We start from the raw sequence: 19,193 nt of genomic DNA on the forward strand, positions 1-19,193 counted from the left end.
TCCCGTTCAAACGGTTGAGTGGGATTTCGGGAACAGCGTGGTTCCGGCTTTCATACCTATTAATGCCTTAAAAGGGCATGGACAGACACTAAGAGGAGTGTATGGCAAGGCTTAAACTAAAGGAACATGTCATAAATAGAGACTGGTGCAAGGGCTGCGGAATATGCGTGGATTTCTGCCCCAAACAGGTTCTTGAACTTGATTCCAAGGAAAAAGTTATTGCAGCAAGACCAGAGGATTGCATCTGCTGTAAATTATGTGAACTAAGGTGCCCTGATCTTGCAATTGAGGTGCTTACAGACCGGGATGATAAAAATGACTGAAAAAATAAAATTTGTCCAGGGAAATGAGGCATGTGTAGAAGGGGCTTTGTATGCAGGTGTTGATTTTTTTGCAGGCTACCCCATTACCCCGTCCACGGAGATTGCCGAAGTGTTATCCAAGCGTCTTCCGGAAAAAGGGGGAAAATTTATCCAGATGGAGGATGAAATTGCCTCCATGTGCGCCATCATCGGCGCATCTTTAACCGGACACAAGGTCATGACCGCCACCAGTGGGCCCGGGTTTTCCCTGAAACAGGAAGCCCTTGGTTATGCCTGCATGGCAGAAATTCCCTGCGTCATTGTCAATGTCCAGCGGGGGGGACCATCCACGGGTAATCCCACCCATGTCAGCCAGGGAGACATAAATCAGGCCAGATGGGGAACCCACGGGGATCACTCCATCATTGCCCTGACTGCCTCAAACCACCAGGATGTGTTTGCCATGACCGTGGATGCATTTAACCTGGCGGAAACCTATCGAACCCCTGTGGTTCTCCTCTTTGATGAGGCGGTGGGCCACATGCGAGAGAAACTCATTGTTCCCGAAGCCGGTGAGATTGCCCGGGTGGACCGCCTGAGAACTTCCCTGGGCAAGGGCGTTGATTATCATCCCTATCTTCCCCGGGAAGACGGACGTCTTCCCATGTCTGATTTTGGTGGGGATCATCGATACAACGTCACAGGGCTTTTCCATGACATGTGGGGATTTCCCTCCAACAATCCCAAGGTGGTCAGCGGATTACTCCACCATCTCAACGATAAAATTGAAAATAATGTGCACAATATCACCCGGTACAAAGAGCATTTCATGGATGATGCCGAGTATATCCTCATCTCCTATGGCTCCTCTGCCCGGTCTGCCATTCACATTGCCACCAACCGCCGTGCCCGGGGGGAAAAAATGGGGGTTCTGGAGTTACAGTCCCTGTGGCCCTTTCCCGAAGCCATGATCAGGGAAAAATGTGCCAATGCCAAAGCAGTCCTGGTGGTGGAGATGAACATGGGGCAGGTGATGCGCCATGTGAAGGCCGCCGTGGACCGCCCTGAAAATGTATTTCTTGTGAACCGCATAGACGGAAAATTGATCACACCGACGGATATTAAATCACTCCTTCGGGTTATCCAGGGAAGGGGGGTATAAGATGAGTGTAAAAGAGTATATCAGGGAACGGTATTTTCCCCATATGTGGTGTCCCGGATGTGGACATGGAACCATTTTAAATTCCCTTTTGCATGCTGTTGATCAACTGCAGCTGGACAAAAAAGATCTGGTCATGACTTCCGGTATTGGTTGTTCTGCCCGGATTTCAGGATATGTGGATTTTCATTCCCTGCACACAATACATGGACGGGCCCTTGCCTTTGCCACGGGAGTCAAGCTGAGCAAGCCGGAACTGAAGCTCATCGTTCCCATGGGGGACGGAGATGCCCTGGCCATTGGCGGTAACCATTTTATCCATGCGGCAAGACGAAATATTGACATCACTGCCATTGTCATGAACAATCGGATTTATGGTATGACAGGCGGACAGTTTTCCCCATTGTCCGGAGCCGGTAAAAAAGCCACCACAGCCCCCTATTCCACCATTGACAGCGCATTTGATGTGGTGAAACTGGCAACGGCTGCCGGTGCTTCTTTTGTGGCGCGATCCACGGCTTATCACGTTCTTGAGACCATTGATATCCTGAAAAAGGCCATTAATCACAAAGGGTTTTCCGTGGTGGAAATTCTTTCCCAGTGCCCCACCCATTATGGGCGTAAAAACAAGGAGGGCAATGCCTCCCAGATGCTGAAATTTCAGAAAGATACCACGGCAAAAATCGGTTCCAAGGCCCTGGAAAAAAATCCTTTGCTGATTCCCCGGGGTATTTTTGTGGATAATGACGTGCCTGAATATTGCCAGGCCTATGATGAAGTGATTGAAAGAGCCATGAAGGGGAGAAAAGCATGAAACGAACCAGACTGATTTTTTCAGGGTCCGGAGGGCAGGGGGTGATCACCGCCGCCATTATTCTGGCCGAAGCCGCCGTGATCCACGAAGGAAAGAACGCCACACAGTCCCAGTCCTATGGGGCTGCAGCCAGGGGCGGTTCCACCCGGAGTGATGTGATCATATCCGATGAAGATATTATGTTTCCTGAAGTGAATCAGGCCAATACCCTGGTGTGCCTCACCCAGGAGTCTTACAATACTTATAAAGAGCTGGTTCGACCGGGGGGTATCGTCATCACAGATTCCCGTTTTGTGACAACCACCAAAAAAGTGGATGCCAAGCAGATTGAACTGCCCATGTACCAGACCGTGATGGATAAAATCGGTAAGCCCATTGTGTTTAATGTATGCATGCTGGGGGCCGTGCTCGGGGTGACTGAAATTCTCAAGCCACCGTCAGTGATGGATGTCCTTAAATCTCGGGTTCCCGAGGATTTCATTGAGATGAACCGGAAAGCCCTGGATCTTGGCATGGATCTTGGCGCCCTGCGAGCGGTTTGAATCCCTTAAAATTAATATTGGGGTCCCATTATTTTGTCTATTTTGGGACCCTGGGAATTTTTCTTCCCTATTTTAACCTGTTTTGCCATCACCTTGGTTTTTCAGGCCTGGAGATTGGTGTTCTCTCCACCGTGAAAACAGCCGGGGTGGTGGTTTTTCCTGTGTTATGGGCCATGGCTGCGGACAGGCTCAATGCCCGCAAATCCATTTTGCTGTTCTGTTCCCTTGCCAGTGCCCTTGTGTGGTCCCTTCTTTTCTTTTCCCGGGAATTTATTCCCATCCTCATAATCCTTGCCCTTCATTCCATTTTTTATTCACCCATTATTTCTTTTATAGAAGCCTCTGCCATGGATATTCTGGGCCCTGAAAAGAAAAAATACGGCGCTTCCCGGGCCTGGGGATCCTTTGCCTTTATCTTAATGGCTGTGGGGCTGGGCCGCATATTGTCTGATACCTCAACAATGTTTATCATTCCCCTGATTCTTGGCGGTAGCTGTCTTCAGTTTGTTCTGGGACTGGGCATGCCAAAGGCAAAGAAAAAAATGCGAAAAGCCCCCTCTGAATCAGGGTTAATTTCTTTTTTTTCGCTTAATACCGGTTTGTTTCTTTTGGCAGCCTTTTTCATGTTGGTGAGCCATGGGGCCTATTATGGTTTTTTTTCCATCTATCTGGAAGAGATGGGGCTTTCCACGGGTTTTATCGGTATGGCATGGGGGCTGGCATCCTTTGCCGAGATTGGTGTCATGGCTGGCTCGGATCGCATTTTCAGGCATTTTAAAATTCGCACTGTTCTGCTTTTTTCCTTTATCGTCGCCATGCTCCGCTGGTGGATATTGTTTATGACCTCATCTGCCTTGGTGATTCTATTTTCCCAGTTGCTCCATGCCTTTACCTATGGAGCCTTTCATGTGGCAAGTATTCTTGCCATTGAAAAGCTCTCACCCCGGGGGGGCAAAACCGTTGGACAGGCAGTGAACAATGCCGTGACCTATGGGGCGGGCATGATGGTGGGATTTTTTTTCAGTGGCATGTTTTACGATGCCTGGAAGGGATACCTTTTTCTGGCAAGCAGCGGCATTGCCATGTCAGGGGGAATGTTGATGCTTTTTCTTTATTGGAAAAATGCGTTTGTTGAGTAAATTTTACCTGGCTTCCTGGCTGTGCGATTGTTCTTAGCATTTTAACGGGATAACCAAAAGTTCATCTGCATGCGAGGCGTGTTTGTTGCAACTTTTGGTTGGAAGGTGAGCGCAGCGATTCCTTCCAACCTATTGATAAAAAACGTATTGATAAGATAAGACTGGAACCCCTTAAAGGGTAAATATTCGGTGAGCCCCCTCATCGCCTGTTTTGGCCTGCTCACATAGCAATTGTATGCTACGCAGTCCCAAACAGGCAAATATGAGGCTCTGCCTAAACCTTTACATTGCCAAGCCGAATATTTACCATATAACGAAGCAGGCTCCAGTCAGTACTATTAAAGTCAAAGTATCATATGATTTTATGTTTGCCACCCTTGCCGGGATGGGAAAAAACTACATGTTTCGTACTATTTTGAGACTTTCCAGGGTCTCGTAGGTTATGTTACCCACGGCCAGACCTTTCTCTTTTTGATACGCTTTCAATGCTTTTGTGGTTCTCCACCCCATGACACCATCTATAAAAACAGGATCATGTCCATTATTTCTTAATGCGGTTTGTAATCTTGTAATAATGTCCTCACCCATATTGGTCTCGCACAACACCCTGCGCCATTCCAGCTTACCGTCGGTGAGTTTTTCTGTCCGTTCAATGGTGGTGTATTCAGCGGGTATAGTGATGCGTTCCTCTCTTGGAGGGGTAATCATTTCTTTTACTTTCACAGTTTTGTACTCCGCAGGAATGACAATTTTTTTCACTGTGGCAGGTGATATCAGGACTTTTCTTTTCACTGTTTTGTATTGGGCTGGGATTTCAATTCTCTTGGAGGTTGCCGCTGTTTTAAGGGTCTTCTTTTTAACGGTTTTATAAGTTGCGGGCACCTCCACAAGGCACATGATTTCACCGGTATTATTGTCCACCTTTTCCACCAAACCCTCACCTTTTTTCCAGATAGTGTGGGCAGGTTTTAACAAAATGGTTTCTTCCTCCCAGGTGTATTGTGCAGGAACATTAACCATTTTGTAAGAGGCTTCTTTTACCAACACCTTTTCTGTTTCCCATCCATATTGGGCTGGTATGACCTGGAGCCTTTCAGACGATTCTTTAACAAGCACCTCTTTTTCCTTGTATCCATATTCTGCGGGTATGATTTTTACATATTCGGATGCTTGTTTTTTGAGTACCGTTTCCTTTGTTTTTTGATAGGTGGGGTTTACAAAGACCCTTGCATAACATTCCCCCACCTTTGGGTTGGGCGGAAGAAGGGGGGCTGTGCTCATTAATCTTGCTTCATCAGCCTTTCGTTGCTGTTCTTCCAGTTCAAATTGAATCTGTTCAGCGCTTTTTTCTGTCATGGACAGTTTTTTTTCTGCTGTTTCAAGTTCGGTGTTAAGGCTGGATATTGTTTTGTCTTTTTCCGCCAGTTGAGTTTGAAGTGATTTGACTTGATCCGGAGTAGATGTCATTTGAGATGCACAACCACCAAGGGCAAATACAATGAGAACACCGGCTAAGAAGCACACCATCCTGATAAATTTTTTCATATTACGCCTCCTTTTTAATGTTGCAATTTCTGGCACATGTACGAAATGGATATGGAATCGTTATTTCGTCTGGTGCACCAATGTGGACACGGGATAGTCTAAAAATTATGCAATGTGTTGGTAAGAAAAGTATTATTAAGAACAATTTTATGTTTTGGGGTAAGTCTTCTCTGTTTGAGAAACAATTTGTCCAAAATTATCTTTCTGACATCATGCGAACGGTTGTTAGAATAATGAGCTGAACTGTTATGTAAAGAGGATTTGAATTAAAATATTAAGGATTTTTAGCGTCTTTCATATCACCACAAAAGCAGTGCATTGTCATCACTTAATCTCAGGATTGCCGGTTTTCAAATATACCAAGATGTAATGCTTTGTGGCATGTTCAATCCTAAATATTAACCTTGACCATGCAGGGGGCCACATTTTTTTGGAGGAATCCCTTGAAAAACGGCGATATGGTTTTAAAAAATGTAAAGTAGTTGTGAAGAACGCTGAATCTTTTTAAATAATGTTAATAATTGTAAAGCGCTGGGGCAAATTGTCAAGAAAAAAATAAAGGGATGGCAAAAGATTTCATGATTTTGTATTTCCGGCAGTTAATGATTATGATTTGGAGTAAATAATTGAGTTGAGTTTTTTGGTGAAAAATGATCTGTATGGATTTCCTTGTTATTGATTAATATTTTTCACTGACTGGATTTCCGGGAAATCTGGGTTGGTTAGATGGGGGATTGTGTTGAGTGCTGTACTTCAGGGCGTCAGCAATTTTCAATCTACCGTTTATTCGGGGTCTCATTAATGGAAAATAGTAAGCAGAGATTGTTAAATGGTAAACCAATAAGGTCTGAGTCCCTTATCAGTGGATACAAAGAAGGCTTCACCATGAACAAGGGAAGCATTGAGTGCGGTGGATGTTTTTCAAATGATGAATCTAAATTTGAGCGTGAAATAAAATATGGAAAAACAATATATAAAAAAAGATCTGGTGGCTGACTGGGAATCATTGCAGCGAATATTTATAAGACCCGAAGACGACGCTTCGCGTGAAACCCTGATTAAATATATGGAGCAGATTCTTTTTGGACTTCATGATTTTTTAAATAAAAATGTGGGGGTCACCGAGGCCATCAGTCTCAAGGCGTTAACCGATCTTTATAAAGAGACCGTGATCAGTCCCCATCCTGAAAAAAAACTGGCTGATGTTATCTCAGACATTATCCAGGGCATCGCCCCCCGGGCTGTTAATGTGGCATCACCCTATTTCGTGGGACATATGACAGCTGCCATTCCTTTTTTCATGGTTCATTTAAAGGCCATAGTGGCGGCCTTGAACCAGAACGTTATCAAGCTTGAAACCTCCAAGGTTTTGTCTGTGCTGGAAAAACAGGTTCTGGCAAAGATTCATCGTTTGATTTATAAAAACAGCGAAATTTTTTATCATACCCACGTCCAGAGCACAGATACCACACTTGGTTCTTTCACAACCGGTGGGACAACGGCCAACTTAACAGCCCTGTGGGTGGCACGGAACCTTTTATTGAAACCATTTGACCGTTTTCAAGGGGTGGAGGCCCAGGGCATGGCAGAGGCTCTCAAAGCCTATTCTTTGGATAAAGCAGTTATCCTGGCATCCCCCAGGGGGCATTTTTCCCTGAAAAAGGCCGGGGGGATTCTTGGCATCGGGCATAAAAATGTCATTCCCGTTGATGTGGATGCCCACCATCGTGTGGATGTGTTAAAACTGAACCGGAGGATTGTTGATCTTAAGAAAAACGGTAAAATCGGTATTATGGCGGTGGTGGGAATTGCCGGTGCCACAGAAACAGGCATTGTGGATCCCCTGGATGCCATTGCCGATGTGTGTGAAGATCATGGCCTTCATTTCCATGTGGATGCGGCATGGGGAGGCCCGGTGATGCTGTCTGAACGGTATGCCTTTAAATTAAAGGGTATTGAACGGGGGGATTCTGTGACCATTGACGGGCATAAACAGTTTTTTATGCCCATGACCTGCGGTATGGTTTATTTTAGAGATCCCCTGGCCATGGACGCCATCGCCTACCATGCCAACTATGTGAACAGAGAGGGCAGTGTGGACCTTGGTATTAAAACTTTGGAAGGTTCCAGGGAGGCCAACTCTTTGATTCTGGACAGTTCCCTGAAAATCATGGGAACCCGTGGGTATGGCTTAATGGTGGATCATGGCATTGAAACGGCCCAGGGCTTCAGCCGGGCCATCCATGCCCGGGAATTGTTTGAAATGGTCACAGAGCCAGAACTTAATATTTTAACCTACAGAATTTTGCCCCCCAAAATTAAGGAACAGATCCTTTCCGCCTCCCCAGGGGAGAAGGAAAAACTGGAGGACAGGGTAAATCAGCTCAACATTAAAGTTCAGCGGGAACAGAGGGAAGCCGGCAAAAGTTTTGTGTCAAGGACCCGCATCCGTCAGGGCACCAAAGACACGGAAGGGCAGGTGGTGTTGCGGGCGGTGATCATGAATCCCATGACAGACATGGATATTCTAAATGAGGTGCTGGATGAACAGGAGGAGATTGCAAAAAAAATTTTGCAATCTCCTGAACCGTTTTGATTTATGACAGGGGTGGGCAGGCGCATTTTGCCTGTTTAAAAAGGCCTTGGCTTAAGCTTCCAAAGGAATGATAACTATGTTCACCCTTCTGTTGTCTGCATCGCTGGAAGAGACCGGTTGAGATTCCCCAAATCCCATGACCTGCATCCGTGCGGGATCAACATTGCGCTGGACCAGGGCATCGGCAACGGCCTGGGCTCTTCTTTCCGAAAGGGTCATGTTGTATGCTGCGGCCCCTTTGCTGTCGGTGTGTCCTTCCACGCGGATTCTGGTCTGGGGGTAATCCCGGAGAACCTTTGCCACCCGGTCAAGCTCTGAATAGGCCCCGGGTTTTAATGTAGATGAGTTGGTGTCAAAGAACATATTGGATTTAAAGGTTGCTGTGAGAACGTTTTGGGATCTTGACACACTGGCTGCCTGGGATGCTGACACCACATTTCTCAGGTCAGCCTCCTGGCGGTCCATGTAGGCACCAATCTGATTTCCGGCAATGCCACCCAGTGCAGCGCCAATGCCTGCACCGATCAGGGTTCCTTCGGTATCCCCGCCAATGACCTGGCCCAAAATAGCCCCCACCCCGGCCCCCACCATGGCCCCTTCTTTGGTTTTACTCTCTTGGTTTGTGGTTCCTGCGCAGGATACGATGAAAAGAGAAAGGGTGATGAGAACAGTTAATCGCATTTTTTTCATGTTAAACTCCTGAATTTTTTAATAAGCAATAATTACGCCTCATTGCCGGTTTGCACTTTGTCGATCCATATTTCCGTTTTCGGACAACTTTAAAAAAAGTGCAAACTGCTTTTAGGCATACGTATGGATGGCAAACAATGCAATCTCATTAAAAATAAGAGATAAATTGCATCCGCACCTCTTTTGATAACTCTAATTGTTGCTGTGGGTTTTATCAAGGAATAAATATGGAAAACAGCAAGAACTTTACAAATGGTTAGCCGTGGCGTATATCTTTTGGGGGAATTTGAATTGGGTAAATTTTCTGTTTTTTACCCATAACGAAGCTTGAAATACACCCCTGATTTGGGGAGTATTTCATATAATCGCCACGGGCGGACCTTATTTTGACCCGGTTCCGCCCACAACAAAACTTGAAATATACCCCTGATTTGAGGAGTATTTCATATAAAAAAATATATATCTGAAATAGAGAGGTTATTTTATGAATATTATTGTTCTTGCAACAAGAAATAAGGGTAAAACCAGGGAAATTCGGGAGTTGTTAAAATCATTTCCCATTGAGATTAAAAACTTGGATGACTTTGGCCCCATTCCAGAAGTGGAGGAAGACGGAGAAACCTTTGATGACAATGCCTACAAAAAAGCGGCATTTGCAGCCAGAGTATTGGGGTATCCGGCCATGTCCGATGACTCGGGACTGGTGGTCACAGCCCTTGGGGGAAAACCCGGGGTGCGTTCGGCCCGTTATGCGGGAGAAACAGCCACCGATGCTGACAACTGTGAAAAACTTCTCAGGGAAATGAAGGGAAAAGAGGATAGAAGTGCTGCTTTTGAATGCGTCATATCCATTGCCATTCCAACGGGGGCGGCCCTGACCTATGAAGGTCGATGTGAAGGGGAGATCCTTGAATCTCCCCAGGGAGAGAACGGTTTCGGGTATGATCCGCTTTTCTTTTTTCCAGAGTTTGGGAAAAGTTTTGCAGAAGTCTCCATGGCGGAAAAAAGCCGGGTAAGCCACCGTGGAAAAGCTTTGCAGGAGGTGGCCCAGGAATTTGACAAGATATTGGACTGGCTGGATATCAACATGCCACGCATGGAGACATTTACCTGTAAATCTTGATCAACAGCCCTGTGGTTTTTCTTATCAGCTTGCTGGTATCCTTTATCTTTTGCTTGAATAATTGCCACAGGTAGACCTTATTTTGACCTCGGCCTACCCACAACAAAATTTGAAATACACCCCCGGTTTGCGGAGTATTACATATAACCGCCACGGGCGGACCGTATTCTGATCCGGCTCTGCCCACAACAAAGGTAGAAATACTCCACAGATTTACGGAGTATTTCATATAAAAAAATAAAACAGGGTAAAATAATGGAAAAAAAATCAGTCCATGAGCTGGTCATGGGAAATCGAAGCTACAGGCGCTTTGATGCTTCCATGAGAGTGGAAATAAAGACATTAAAGGGACTTGTTGATCTGGCAAGGAACACTGCTTCGGCAGGAAATCTCCAGCCGTTGAAATACATTCTTTCTGCCTCTGAAGAGAAAAACAGGGAAATTTTTTCCTGTCTTGCCTGGGCCGCTTATCTTCCAAAGTGGAAAGGACCGGAACCCGGGGAGCGTCCCAGTGGCTACATTGTGATCATGGGCGATAAAAATATCACTGAAAATTTTCGCTGTGACCATGGCATTGCGGCCCAGACCATCCTTTTGGGAGCCAGGGAGCAGGGACTTGGCGGATGTATTTTTGCGGCCATTAATCATAAAAAAATTCGACAATATTTATCCATTTCCCCAAGCCATGAAGTGTTGCTGGTGATTGCCCTGGGAAAACCTGTGGAAAATGTGGTTCTGGAGCAGGTGGGCGAAGATGGCAACATACGTTATTGGCGTGACCGGGAATCGGTGCACCATGTGCCCAAACGCAAACTTGAAGAGATCATTGTGGCAGCCCATTGAAAGGTTGTGATCCAATCAATATGGTTGTTAGCCGGATTTTTTCAGACCGGACAAATTCTTAAAGCCTGTTTAAAAATAGATCAATCGCCTGCAATCTCATGAGATTGCACTTCGATTTCCTGATTTTTAAATAAGCTCTTAAAAGGAATAAATTCATTGCATATTTTTCTGATCAATCCCGCCTGCCTGGACCGTCGCATCACCGATGAGGATGCCTTGGCCGTTCCCATGGGACTTTATTATCTGGGGGCGCTTCTGAAGGATAAGGGGATTGAAGTTACCCTGGTGAACCTTGCCGCTGTACCAGAGCCCCTGGCCCATCTGGAAAATCTTTTAAAACAGCATCAACCCGATATTGTGGGTTTTTCTCTGCTCAATGCCAGCCGCCATTGTGCCATGGACGGTGCCGCCCTGGCAAAAAAAATAAATCCCCATGTCACGGTGGTGTTTGGCGGCCCGGGTGCCACCTTTCTTGCCGGGCATCTGTTTTCGGTGTGCCCGGCCCTTGATTATATTGTGAAAGGGGAGGGGGAGCGCAGTTTTTGTGAACTGGTGGATCATATTATTTCCACAAATATCAGCCCCCCCCATCACATCAAGGGGCTTGTCTTTTTCCGTGATAAAAATATTGTGGACACCGGAGATTCCGTTCTTATTGAGGATCTGGATTCACTTGCCCATCCTGCCCGCTATTTTGATTATCAGCACATCAGTCTTTCCCGGGGATGCCCCGGCCGGTGTCGATTTTGCGGGTCTCCCCAATTTTGGGGTAAATCCCGTGTGAGGTTTCACTCGGTGACCTGGTTTGTGGATGAAATGGCATTACTCATCCAGCGGGGCATAACCCATTTTTTTATTTCCGATGATACCTTTACCATGGATAAGGCCCGGGTGATGGGGGTATGTCGTGAAATTGTCCAACGAAAACTGGCATGCACCTGGGTGGCCATTTCCCGGATGGATTTTCTGGATGAAGAGATTCTTTTTTACATGCGAAGGGCAGGGTGCATTCAAATCAGTTTCGGGGTGGAAAGCGGATCTGAAACCATTCGAAAAACCCTTGGTAAACCTTTTAAAACCGGTCGTATTGTCAAAGCGTTTGAGATGACACGTTCTTTTGGTATTCTGCCCCGGGCTTACATCATATACGGTTCCCCCGGAGAAACCACGGCCACCATCCAGGAAACAGTTGATCTCATTGAAAAAATTAAACCTTTGAGTCTTGTTTCTTACATTTTGGTCCTCTTTCCCGGCACCGGGCTGTACAATGATCTTCTGTCCCGGAAAAAAATCTCTCCCCATGTCTGGAAACAGAAAATAGAGGATATTCCCTGGTTCCAGCTGGACCCGAATCTTACTCTTGAACAGGTGACCGATTTTGGAAAAAAAATTCGGAATACATTTTTTTCCCGGATTGAGCAATATGCCCTTGAAATAGCGTTGGTGGACAACAGGGCGCTTTATCCTTTTCATGCCGATTTTCTGTCCAGACTGGCCATGACCTTCAGTCATGGGGATTACAGCAACCATCCCCGGGTGAAAGAACCTTTAAAAACAGCGGCTTTGCTTTATGAACGTTCCCTTTCCTATGCACCGGATGCCAGGGCGTATCTGGGACTTGGCATGCTTCATCAGAAACAGCGCCGTTTTGACAGGGCTGTGGCATTGATGGAAAAAGCCTTGATTCATTTTGGAAATGATAAATCTTTGAATATCTGCATGGCTGTGAGTTTGATGAATCTTGGCCGCTTCAGTGATGCCCTGTCCTTTCTTGAAAAATTTAAATCCCATGATGATATTCAGCCCTATGTTAATGCCTGTAAATCCAAATTATAGTCCAAAAGCTCAGGCTGATCTGCCATGGTAGTTTTTATATATAAGGCAACCTCAGCAGAGCCGCCCCCCGACGGGCAATAGGAACCGGACAATTGAGTTGTCTACAGTTCCGGTCCGGCCCATTGCCCGTCGGGGGGCGGCGGTATATTACCATTTGGCTTCGCGTCTACGACCCTATATTTGTTGTGTCCGCCGGGAGATGCCCGTTGATATGAAATACTCCATCAATCTGTTGGAGTATTTCTACTTTTGTTGTGGGCGGAACGAGATCAGAATAAGATCCGCCCGTGGCGGTTATATGAAATATTCCGCAAATCAGGGGTGTATTTCAAGCTTTGCTGTGGGCAGGCCGAGGCCAGAATACGGTCTGCCCGTGGCGGTTATAAAAAATCATGAATGTCAAAGGAGCCTTTAAATATGGTCCCAGATGAATCTCAACCCACTGATGTACCCATAATAAAGCAGATTCTCAGCCGAAAAATGACGGTGGCCCTGATCATGGGATTTTCCTGTGGTGTACCCCTGCTGCTAACCATTTCTGTGCTCCAGGCCTGGATGAAAAAAGCCGGGGTTGATTTAACCGTGATTGGCACCTTTTCCCTGGTGGGGCTGCCCTATACCTTGAAATTTGTCTGGGCGCCTCTGTTTGATCGTTTTACCCTGCCGTTTCTGGGCAGAAGAAAGGGGTGGCTTTTAGTGGCCCAGGTGGCCCTGCTACTCTCCATTGTTCTTTTGGGTTTAATGAATCCTGCCAAATCCCCATGGATGGTTGCCTTTGCTGCATTTCTGGTTACCTTTTGCAGCGCCTCCCAGGATATTGTGGTGGATGCCTACCGCCGGGAGGACCTCACTGACAAAGAGCTGGGATTGGGCTCATCTTTGTATATTTACGGATACCGGGCTGGCATGTTGCTGGCATCGGGGGGCGGCCTTATCCTTGCGGATCACATCTCCTTTTCCATGGTGTATCTGATCATGGCAGCTTCCCTTATTCCCGGCATGGTGGCAACCGTGATGACACCGGAGCCGGAAAAAGTGTCTGGACAGCCTGACACCCTTGCCCAGGCTGTTGTTGAACCCCTGCGGGAATATTTTTCCCGGGAAGGTGCTTTGCTCATTCTTTTGTTTGTCATGTTCTATAAAATCGGGGACACCATGGCTTCGGCCATGACCACCCCTTTTTACCTGGATGTGGGTTTTTCCATGACCGAGGTGGGGGCGGTGGTTAAAATTTTTGGCTTCTGGGCCACCTTGCTCGGTACCTTTTCCGGTGGAATATTGATGCTGAAAATAGGCATTAACAGAAGTTTGTGGGTATTTGGTTTTCTCCAGGCCCTTTCCACCGCAGGGTTTGCCTGGCTTGCCGTGGTGGGACACAGCATTGGATGGCTCTCCGGGGTGATTGCCTTTGAAAATCTGTCTTCCGGCATGGGAACGGCTGCCTATGTGGCATTTATGGCGGCCTTAACCGATAAACGCTTCACTGCCACCCAGTATGCACTGCTCTCCAGCCTCATGGGAATTCCCAGGGTGCTGGCTGCGGCCCCCACGGGATTTTTTGCAAAGCACCTGGGATGGGAAAGTTTTTTTATCTGCTGCACACTTGCGGCCCTGCCCGGTATGTTGCTTTTGATGAAATGTGCGCCCTGGAACGGTGCAAGGCATTGACACTGTGAAACCCTGTTCTATCTTTCAAGCTTTGTTGTGGATGGAGCCGGATCAGAATTCGATCCCCCCGTGGCGGTTTATATGTCCCATTTATTCCCTTGGTTGTAAATAGGAAGTACGCATGCAAATGACAGATTACCAGCTGGCAAATGCCATTAGAAAAGAAAAAGCGCTTTTAAAAGAAAGGTCACAGATCCTTGCCGGGGACTCCCAGCAGGCCCTTGATGATATACTGAGTTCAAATCAACCGGCCACATTGATTCAATCCTTTCCTGATCAGGATCTTTATTATCTCATGCATCACATCGGTGTGGACGATTTTATTCCTGTTCTTTCCCTTGCAACCTCCCGACAATGGGAGTACTTCCTGGATATGGATGTGTGGCAGGGGGACAGACTGGATCTTCCCTGCATGACCCGGACACTGGAGATGCTTTTTAAAGCCGATCCCCAGCGTCTGCTTCGATGGATCATCAAGGAAAAACCGGATTTTCTGGAATACTATTTTTTTAAGAGCATGGAAATCCGTATCCTTGAACATGATGAGAATCCATCGGACTTTGGAGATGATTTCACCACATTGGACCATCAGTTTTATTTTAGATTTCCTGAAATTTCTCTGGAGGTCAAAGATGTGGTCAATGAAGTATCGCTTCTGGCAATAGGGGATGAAGGAGATGCCGATCCCGCAGGTGAGCTGGAAAAAAACCGGGAACGGGCAGAGTCTCTGATCACCGGAATGCTCAATGCCCTGGCACAGATGGACCTTTCAATATGCCAGGCTGTGCTCATGGAAAGTACGGCTGTTATCCCCTCTGAAACAGAAGAAGAGCAATATCGTTTAAGAAATGTAAGGCTGGCTGAAAAGGGATTTTTACCCCATTACGAAGCCGTTGGTGTGTATCAACCCATGGCGCTGAAGGATATCAAACCCCGGGCATCGTCATGGCTCACACGTCCCTGGCTGGGAACGGATTTACCGATTTTCCCCTGCTTTACAGACAGCCTCATGCCCAGGGAAAGCCTTTTTGCCAGGGCGCTTGCGGGCGTGGCGGACGAGACGGCTCTGATGAACCTCCAGGCTGAACTGGCTTCATTAGTAAATCATGTCATTTCTGCTGATCAAGTAACCATTCGATCCCGGAAAGATATGGAGGGTGCGGTTAAAAAAACCTGTGCGTATCTTTCCCTGGGGATGGAAATAATCCATGGACAGACGGACACGTGCCTTGCCCCCCATGGGGTGGGTATTATTATGACCTATTCCCTTGAAACGATTTTCCACATGGCTTCAGGTGCCGGTATTCGGCTTAAAACCGCTGCAAGACAATGGTATGAGACAAGCTGGATTTCTTCCCGGGATCTTTCCTTGTCCTTTCTCGGGGAGAACTGGCTGGGTGTCGCCGGAGGGCTTTTCCTGGCAAGACCGTTATATTTTGATAATTATGTTACAGGTGTATTGTATCGACCTTTTGCCGGTTTGTCTGATTTGATGGAAAGTGCCCGGCAGCTGGCAATCATCCAGGAAGTGGATGCACTCATGGCCGTCATGGATCCGGAAATAGCCCTTGATACTTCAGGTCTGCTTACCTGGAAATCGCTTTTGTTGACCTTGTGGGCCCGATCCTGTCTGGGGATGGATATGGTGGTTAAATCCATTCCTTTGCCCGGTTTCCAGCCTTTTTTTCAGGCACTGTTTTCAAAGGATGATAAGAACATAAAGAAAAGATGCATTACCCTTGACAAAAGAGCTGATTTTCTTTTGTGGCTGGCCCGGACCGCAGGGGAAAAAACGTTGAGTGAAAATATCAAAGATGCGGTAACCGTTTTATTTGATGAACTTGAGGATGAGTACGGCGGTGTGATGGAAATGGACATTGAGCCGGAATTGATGGCCACCCATTTTTTCATTGGTGAATGATTTGAAAAAATTAAAGATTAAATTCCATGTTGCAGGCAACACCCAGACATGCCATGCTCTCTCCACGATCCTTTATGATCCGGCGGCAATGGTCCACGATTTTATCCATCTGGATGTCTGTTCTTTCCTGGTTAAGGTGAAATAATCCCAGTTCTTTTACCCGGGCTTTTATGGCAAGCTCAATCACATCTGTATATGCAGAGTGTCCCCATCCTGTTTTTGAAGGGTATTCGTCGGGGGTGAACTCTGCATCATGGAAAAGAAGATCTGCATTGCTGCAAAAACGTTCATACGCTTCATTTTCCAACCCCTTAGGGTGCCGGTAACCCAATTCGTTATCTGTGAGAAACACAAAGGATTTTCCATTTTCCGTAAATTTATAGCCCAGTCCGCCCCCGGGGTGATTCAGGGCAATGGTGGAGATGGAAAGAGACCCAATGGTAAACTGATCTTTCATGTGGTCTTTGTACCGGATGTTGGCTTCAAGGTCCTTCATGGTGATGGGGAAAAAAGGCGGTTGGATGAGACTTTTAAAAATTTCTTCAACAGTGGTGTTTGAAAATGAGCTGTTTTGAACTGTCAGGGTTACCCCGGGGTCCTGCAGGGGCTTAAAGAAAGTAAAACCGGAAATATGATCCCAGTGGGCATGGGTAAGAAAAAGATACAGTTCCTGCCGGGGGGCTGCAACAAGATCAATTCCCAGTTTTCGTATACCGGTACCCGCATCTATGATTAAATTTTCCCCAGATCCGGCAATGACCTGAATACAGGTGGTTTCCCCTCCAAATTTACAGTATTCATTGCCGGCAACGGCGATGGATCCTCTGGATCCCCAGCATTTAATCTTCATGCTAATTTCCTATTCAAAAATTGACATTGGACCTTAATATTTGGCTATCACATCATACTCTTATAGTCCATAAAAAAATGAATCAACCATATGTTGACATTCCGCTTTTCTTGGCTTAGGACATTACTATCAGTAGTGAAAAAAATAAACGAGAAAAATGTAAAAAAAGGGAGATGAACTTATGGCGCAGTTGATTTCAGACCGTAGAGACATTGATTTTGTACTCCATGAACAACTTGGTTTGGTTGAAGATGAATTGTTTGCGGAATTTAATAAGAAAACCGTGGATCTCATTGTGTCTGAGGCAAGAAATCTTGCGATAAAGGAAATTCTTCCCACACAGAAACCGGGAGATGAAGAAGGGTGTGTCCTGGAAGACGGCAAAGTAACCGTACCGGAATGCTTTAAACGGCCCTGGAAGCTTTATTGTGAAGGGGAATGGCTGGCCATGTGCGATGATCCGGAAGTGGGTGGACAGGGAATGCCCAAGCTGGTGGGATTGGCTGCCAATGAATATCTGGTGGGTGCAAATCCTTCGTTCATGCTTTACAGCGGCATGACCCACGGTGCAGCCAAGCTGGTGGAAGAGTTTGGAACAGATGAGCAAAAAGCCCTTTACATGGAAAAAATGTTTTCCGGTGAATGGGGCGGTACCATGCTGCTCACCGAACCTGAAGCTGGCTCCGATGTGGGGGCCTTGACATCCACAGCCACCCTTAATGAAGATGGGACATACAGCATCAAGGGCACCAAAATATTTATATCCGCAGGGGAGCATGACCTGGTTGATAATATTATTCATCCGGTATTGGCCAGAATTGAAGGCTCTCCAGAGGGTACAAAGGGTATCTCTCTGTTTCTGGTTCCCAAATATTTTGTCAACAAGGACGGCAGCCTTGGGGATTTCAACAATGTGGTGTGCACCGGTATTGAAGAAAAAATGGGTATCCACGGCAATGCCACCTGTACCCTTACACTGGGTGAAAAGGGCGAAAGCATCGGCACTCTTTTGGGAGAAGTTAACAAAGGAATGCCGGAAATGTTCCGCATGATGAACGAAGCCAGGGCCTTTGTGGGACTCCAGGCCTTTGGTGTGGCCACAGCCTCCTATATGTACGCACTTGATTATGCCCGCACCAGGGTTCAGGGAAGAAATATGGTCTCCGGTCGGGAACCCGGGGCAAAAAATGTACCCATCATCCAGCACCCGGATGTCCGTCGTCAATTGCTGAACATGAAATCCCTGGTGGAGGGCATGAGAAGCCTGCTGTACCTCAATGCCAAGTGCGCTGATCTTAAAGCCACTGCCACTTCGGATGAAGACCGTGAGAAATACAGCGACCTCATTGAAGTATTAACCCCCATTGTAAAGGGGTATGTCACTGACAAGGCCCTGGAAGTATGCAGTCATGGGGTCCAGGTGTTTGGTGGATATGGTTATATCAAAGAGCTGCCCGTGGAACAGCTCATGCGAGATTCCAGAATTTTTATGATCTATGAAGGGACCAACGGTATTCAGGCCATGGATCTTCTGGGGCGGAAACTGGCCATGAAAAAGGGTAAATCCTTTGGATATTTCCTTGAGATGATGGCAGACACCGTAAAGGAAGCAAAGGCAACTGAAGGTGTTGAAGCGTTGGCCCTCAAGGTGGAAGCTGCCATGGAAAAGTATACATCCACAGCGGAAATTATTGGCAAAAGAGCCCGCTCCAGTGAGGTTTTGAACGCCTATTCCTTTGCCCATCCCTTCCTGGAAATCACCGGTGATCTCACCATGGCATGGATGCTTTTATGGCGGGCCTGTGTGGCTGCTCCCAAACTTGCAAAAAAAGCAGGGGGGCTTGATCCTGAAGTGGTTGCTGCCAAAGCCGGAAAGAATAAAGATGCTGCTTATTATGCCGGACAAATTCAGACAGCGGCTTTTTTCATTAACACGTTGCTGCCTTCAGCCCTGGCAAAAATGGATGCCATTGCCGAGGCTGACACCAGCGTTGAAGACATGCATGAAGCCTCTTTTGGTTCCAAATAACTGCCATGGGCAGACCGTCTTCTGATTCGGTTTTGCCCATAATGAAACATGAAAGAGTGTTGAACTTTTCTACTCTTTTTTAGTAAAAAACAATAATATCATTTTTAAATAAATTGCCCGATGCCTTCCTTGTCTC

General features: G+C 46.6%; 17 protein-coding genes. 13 read left to right on the forward strand and 4 right to left on the reverse strand.

From position 1 onward, the window contains the following. The first annotated feature begins 101 nt into the window (after positions 1 to 101). The 5 genes from B9A32_RS12710 to B9A32_RS12730 are packed head-to-tail and all read left to right on the forward strand — an operon-like array spanning position 102 to position 3,956. Positions 102 to 323 (forward strand): 4Fe-4S dicluster domain-containing protein, encoded by a 222-nt coding sequence (locus B9A32_RS12710; protein WP_084069817.1) that lies wholly within the window; start codon positions 102 to 104, stop codon positions 321 to 323. Beyond that, positions 316 to 1,464, forward strand: coding sequence for a 2-oxoacid:acceptor oxidoreductase subunit alpha (locus B9A32_RS12715; protein ID WP_084069818.1), 1,149 nt, complete (start codon positions 316 to 318; stop codon positions 1,462 to 1,464). Before B9A32_RS12710 ends, B9A32_RS12715 begins: the two co-directional genes overlap by 8 nt. A gap of 1 nt (position 1,465) precedes the next feature. Next, a complete protein-coding gene (locus B9A32_RS12720; RefSeq protein ID WP_084069819.1) occupies positions 1,466 to 2,275 on the forward strand; it encodes a 2-oxoacid:ferredoxin oxidoreductase subunit beta in 810 nt (269 codons plus the stop codon). Then, positions 2,272 to 2,817, forward strand: a complete 546-nt coding sequence (locus B9A32_RS12725) for a 2-oxoacid:acceptor oxidoreductase family protein (protein WP_084069820.1) — start codon at positions 2,272 to 2,274, stop codon at positions 2,815 to 2,817. Before B9A32_RS12720 ends, B9A32_RS12725 begins: the two co-directional genes overlap by 4 nt. Positions 2,818 to 2,834: 17 nt before the next feature. Next, the gene (locus tag B9A32_RS12730) at positions 2,835 to 3,956 is read left to right on the forward strand and encodes an MFS transporter (RefSeq protein WP_232367148.1); all 1,122 of its coding nucleotides are present in this window, start codon (positions 2,835 to 2,837) and stop codon (positions 3,954 to 3,956) included. A 396-nt stretch (positions 3,957 to 4,352) separates the two neighbouring features. On the opposite strand, the gene B9A32_RS12735 is transcribed toward B9A32_RS12730, so the two are convergent. Beyond that, the gene (locus B9A32_RS12735; RefSeq protein ID WP_084069822.1) at positions 4,353 to 5,501 is read right to left on the reverse strand and encodes a peptidoglycan-binding domain-containing protein; all 1,149 of its coding nucleotides are present in this window, start codon (positions 5,499 to 5,501) and stop codon (positions 4,353 to 4,355) included. Between the two features lie 801 nt (positions 5,502 to 6,302). Here B9A32_RS12735 and B9A32_RS21135 point away from each other — a divergent pair. Together B9A32_RS21135 and B9A32_RS12740 are read left to right on the forward strand one after the other, a co-directional pair. Continuing rightward, positions 6,303 to 6,497, forward strand: a complete 195-nt coding sequence (locus B9A32_RS21135; protein ID WP_139795818.1) for a hypothetical protein — start codon at positions 6,303 to 6,305, stop codon at positions 6,495 to 6,497. After that, positions 6,460 to 8,097 (forward strand): pyridoxal-dependent decarboxylase, encoded by a 1,638-nt coding sequence (locus tag B9A32_RS12740; RefSeq protein WP_084069823.1) that lies wholly within the window; start codon positions 6,460 to 6,462, stop codon positions 8,095 to 8,097. Before B9A32_RS21135 ends, B9A32_RS12740 begins: the two co-directional genes overlap by 38 nt. 51 nt (positions 8,098 to 8,148) lie before the next feature. On the opposite strand, the gene B9A32_RS12745 is transcribed toward B9A32_RS12740, so the two are convergent. Further along, positions 8,149 to 8,787 (reverse strand): YiaD family glycine zipper/OmpA-like lipoprotein, encoded by a 639-nt coding sequence (locus tag B9A32_RS12745; RefSeq protein WP_084069824.1) that lies wholly within the window; start codon positions 8,785 to 8,787, stop codon positions 8,149 to 8,151. A 484-nt stretch (positions 8,788 to 9,271) separates the two neighbouring features. Between B9A32_RS12745 and B9A32_RS12750 the strand changes: the two genes are divergently transcribed. Then, positions 9,272 to 9,910, forward strand: coding sequence for an XTP/dITP diphosphatase (locus tag B9A32_RS12750; protein WP_084069825.1), 639 nt, complete (start codon positions 9,272 to 9,274; stop codon positions 9,908 to 9,910). Here B9A32_RS12750 and B9A32_RS21760 read toward each other — a convergent pair. After that, positions 9,894 to 10,139: a hypothetical protein gene (locus tag B9A32_RS21760; protein ID WP_212637924.1), complete on the reverse strand. Its 246-nt coding sequence runs from the start codon at positions 10,137 to 10,139 to the stop codon at positions 9,894 to 9,896. The two genes, B9A32_RS12750 and B9A32_RS21760, sit on opposite strands and share 17 nt — an antisense overlap. Before the next feature lie 26 nt (positions 10,140 to 10,165). Between B9A32_RS21760 and B9A32_RS12755 the strand changes: the two genes are divergently transcribed. The 4 genes from B9A32_RS12755 (at position 10,166) to B9A32_RS12770 (ending at position 16,178) form a co-directional block, all read left to right on the forward strand. Further along, the gene (locus tag B9A32_RS12755) at positions 10,166 to 10,753 is read left to right on the forward strand and encodes a nitroreductase family protein (RefSeq protein ID WP_084069826.1); all 588 of its coding nucleotides are present in this window, start codon (positions 10,166 to 10,168) and stop codon (positions 10,751 to 10,753) included. 156 nt (positions 10,754 to 10,909) lie between these two features. Further along, complete coding sequence (locus B9A32_RS12760) at positions 10,910 to 12,589, forward strand: B12-binding domain-containing radical SAM protein (protein WP_084069827.1); 1,680 nt, start codon at positions 10,910 to 10,912, stop codon at positions 12,587 to 12,589. Positions 12,590 to 13,006: 417 nt separating this feature from the next. After that, positions 13,007 to 14,257, forward strand: coding sequence for an AmpG family muropeptide MFS transporter (locus B9A32_RS12765; protein WP_084069828.1), 1,251 nt, complete (start codon positions 13,007 to 13,009; stop codon positions 14,255 to 14,257). A gap of 121 nt (positions 14,258 to 14,378) precedes the next feature. After that, positions 14,379 to 16,178, forward strand: a complete 1,800-nt coding sequence (locus B9A32_RS12770; RefSeq protein ID WP_084069829.1) for a DUF6178 family protein — start codon at positions 14,379 to 14,381, stop codon at positions 16,176 to 16,178. Positions 16,179 to 16,188: 10 nt separating this feature from the next. Here B9A32_RS12770 and B9A32_RS12775 read toward each other — a convergent pair whose 3' ends face one another. Then, complete coding sequence (locus B9A32_RS12775) at positions 16,189 to 17,028, reverse strand: MBL fold metallo-hydrolase (RefSeq protein ID WP_084069830.1); 840 nt, start codon at positions 17,026 to 17,028, stop codon at positions 16,189 to 16,191. A 181-nt stretch (positions 17,029 to 17,209) separates the two neighbouring features. Between B9A32_RS12775 and B9A32_RS12780 the strand changes: the two genes are divergently transcribed. Further along, a complete protein-coding gene (locus tag B9A32_RS12780; protein WP_084069831.1) occupies positions 17,210 to 19,057 on the forward strand; it encodes an acyl-CoA dehydrogenase in 1,848 nt (615 codons plus the stop codon). Positions 19,058 to 19,193 lie beyond the last annotated feature (136 nt).

The sequence above is a fragment of the Desulfocicer vacuolatum DSM 3385 genome (assembly GCF_900176365.1).
In the GTDB taxonomy this organism is placed as follows: Bacteria; Desulfobacterota; Desulfobacteria; order Desulfobacterales; family Desulfobacteraceae; genus Desulfocicer; species Desulfocicer vacuolatum.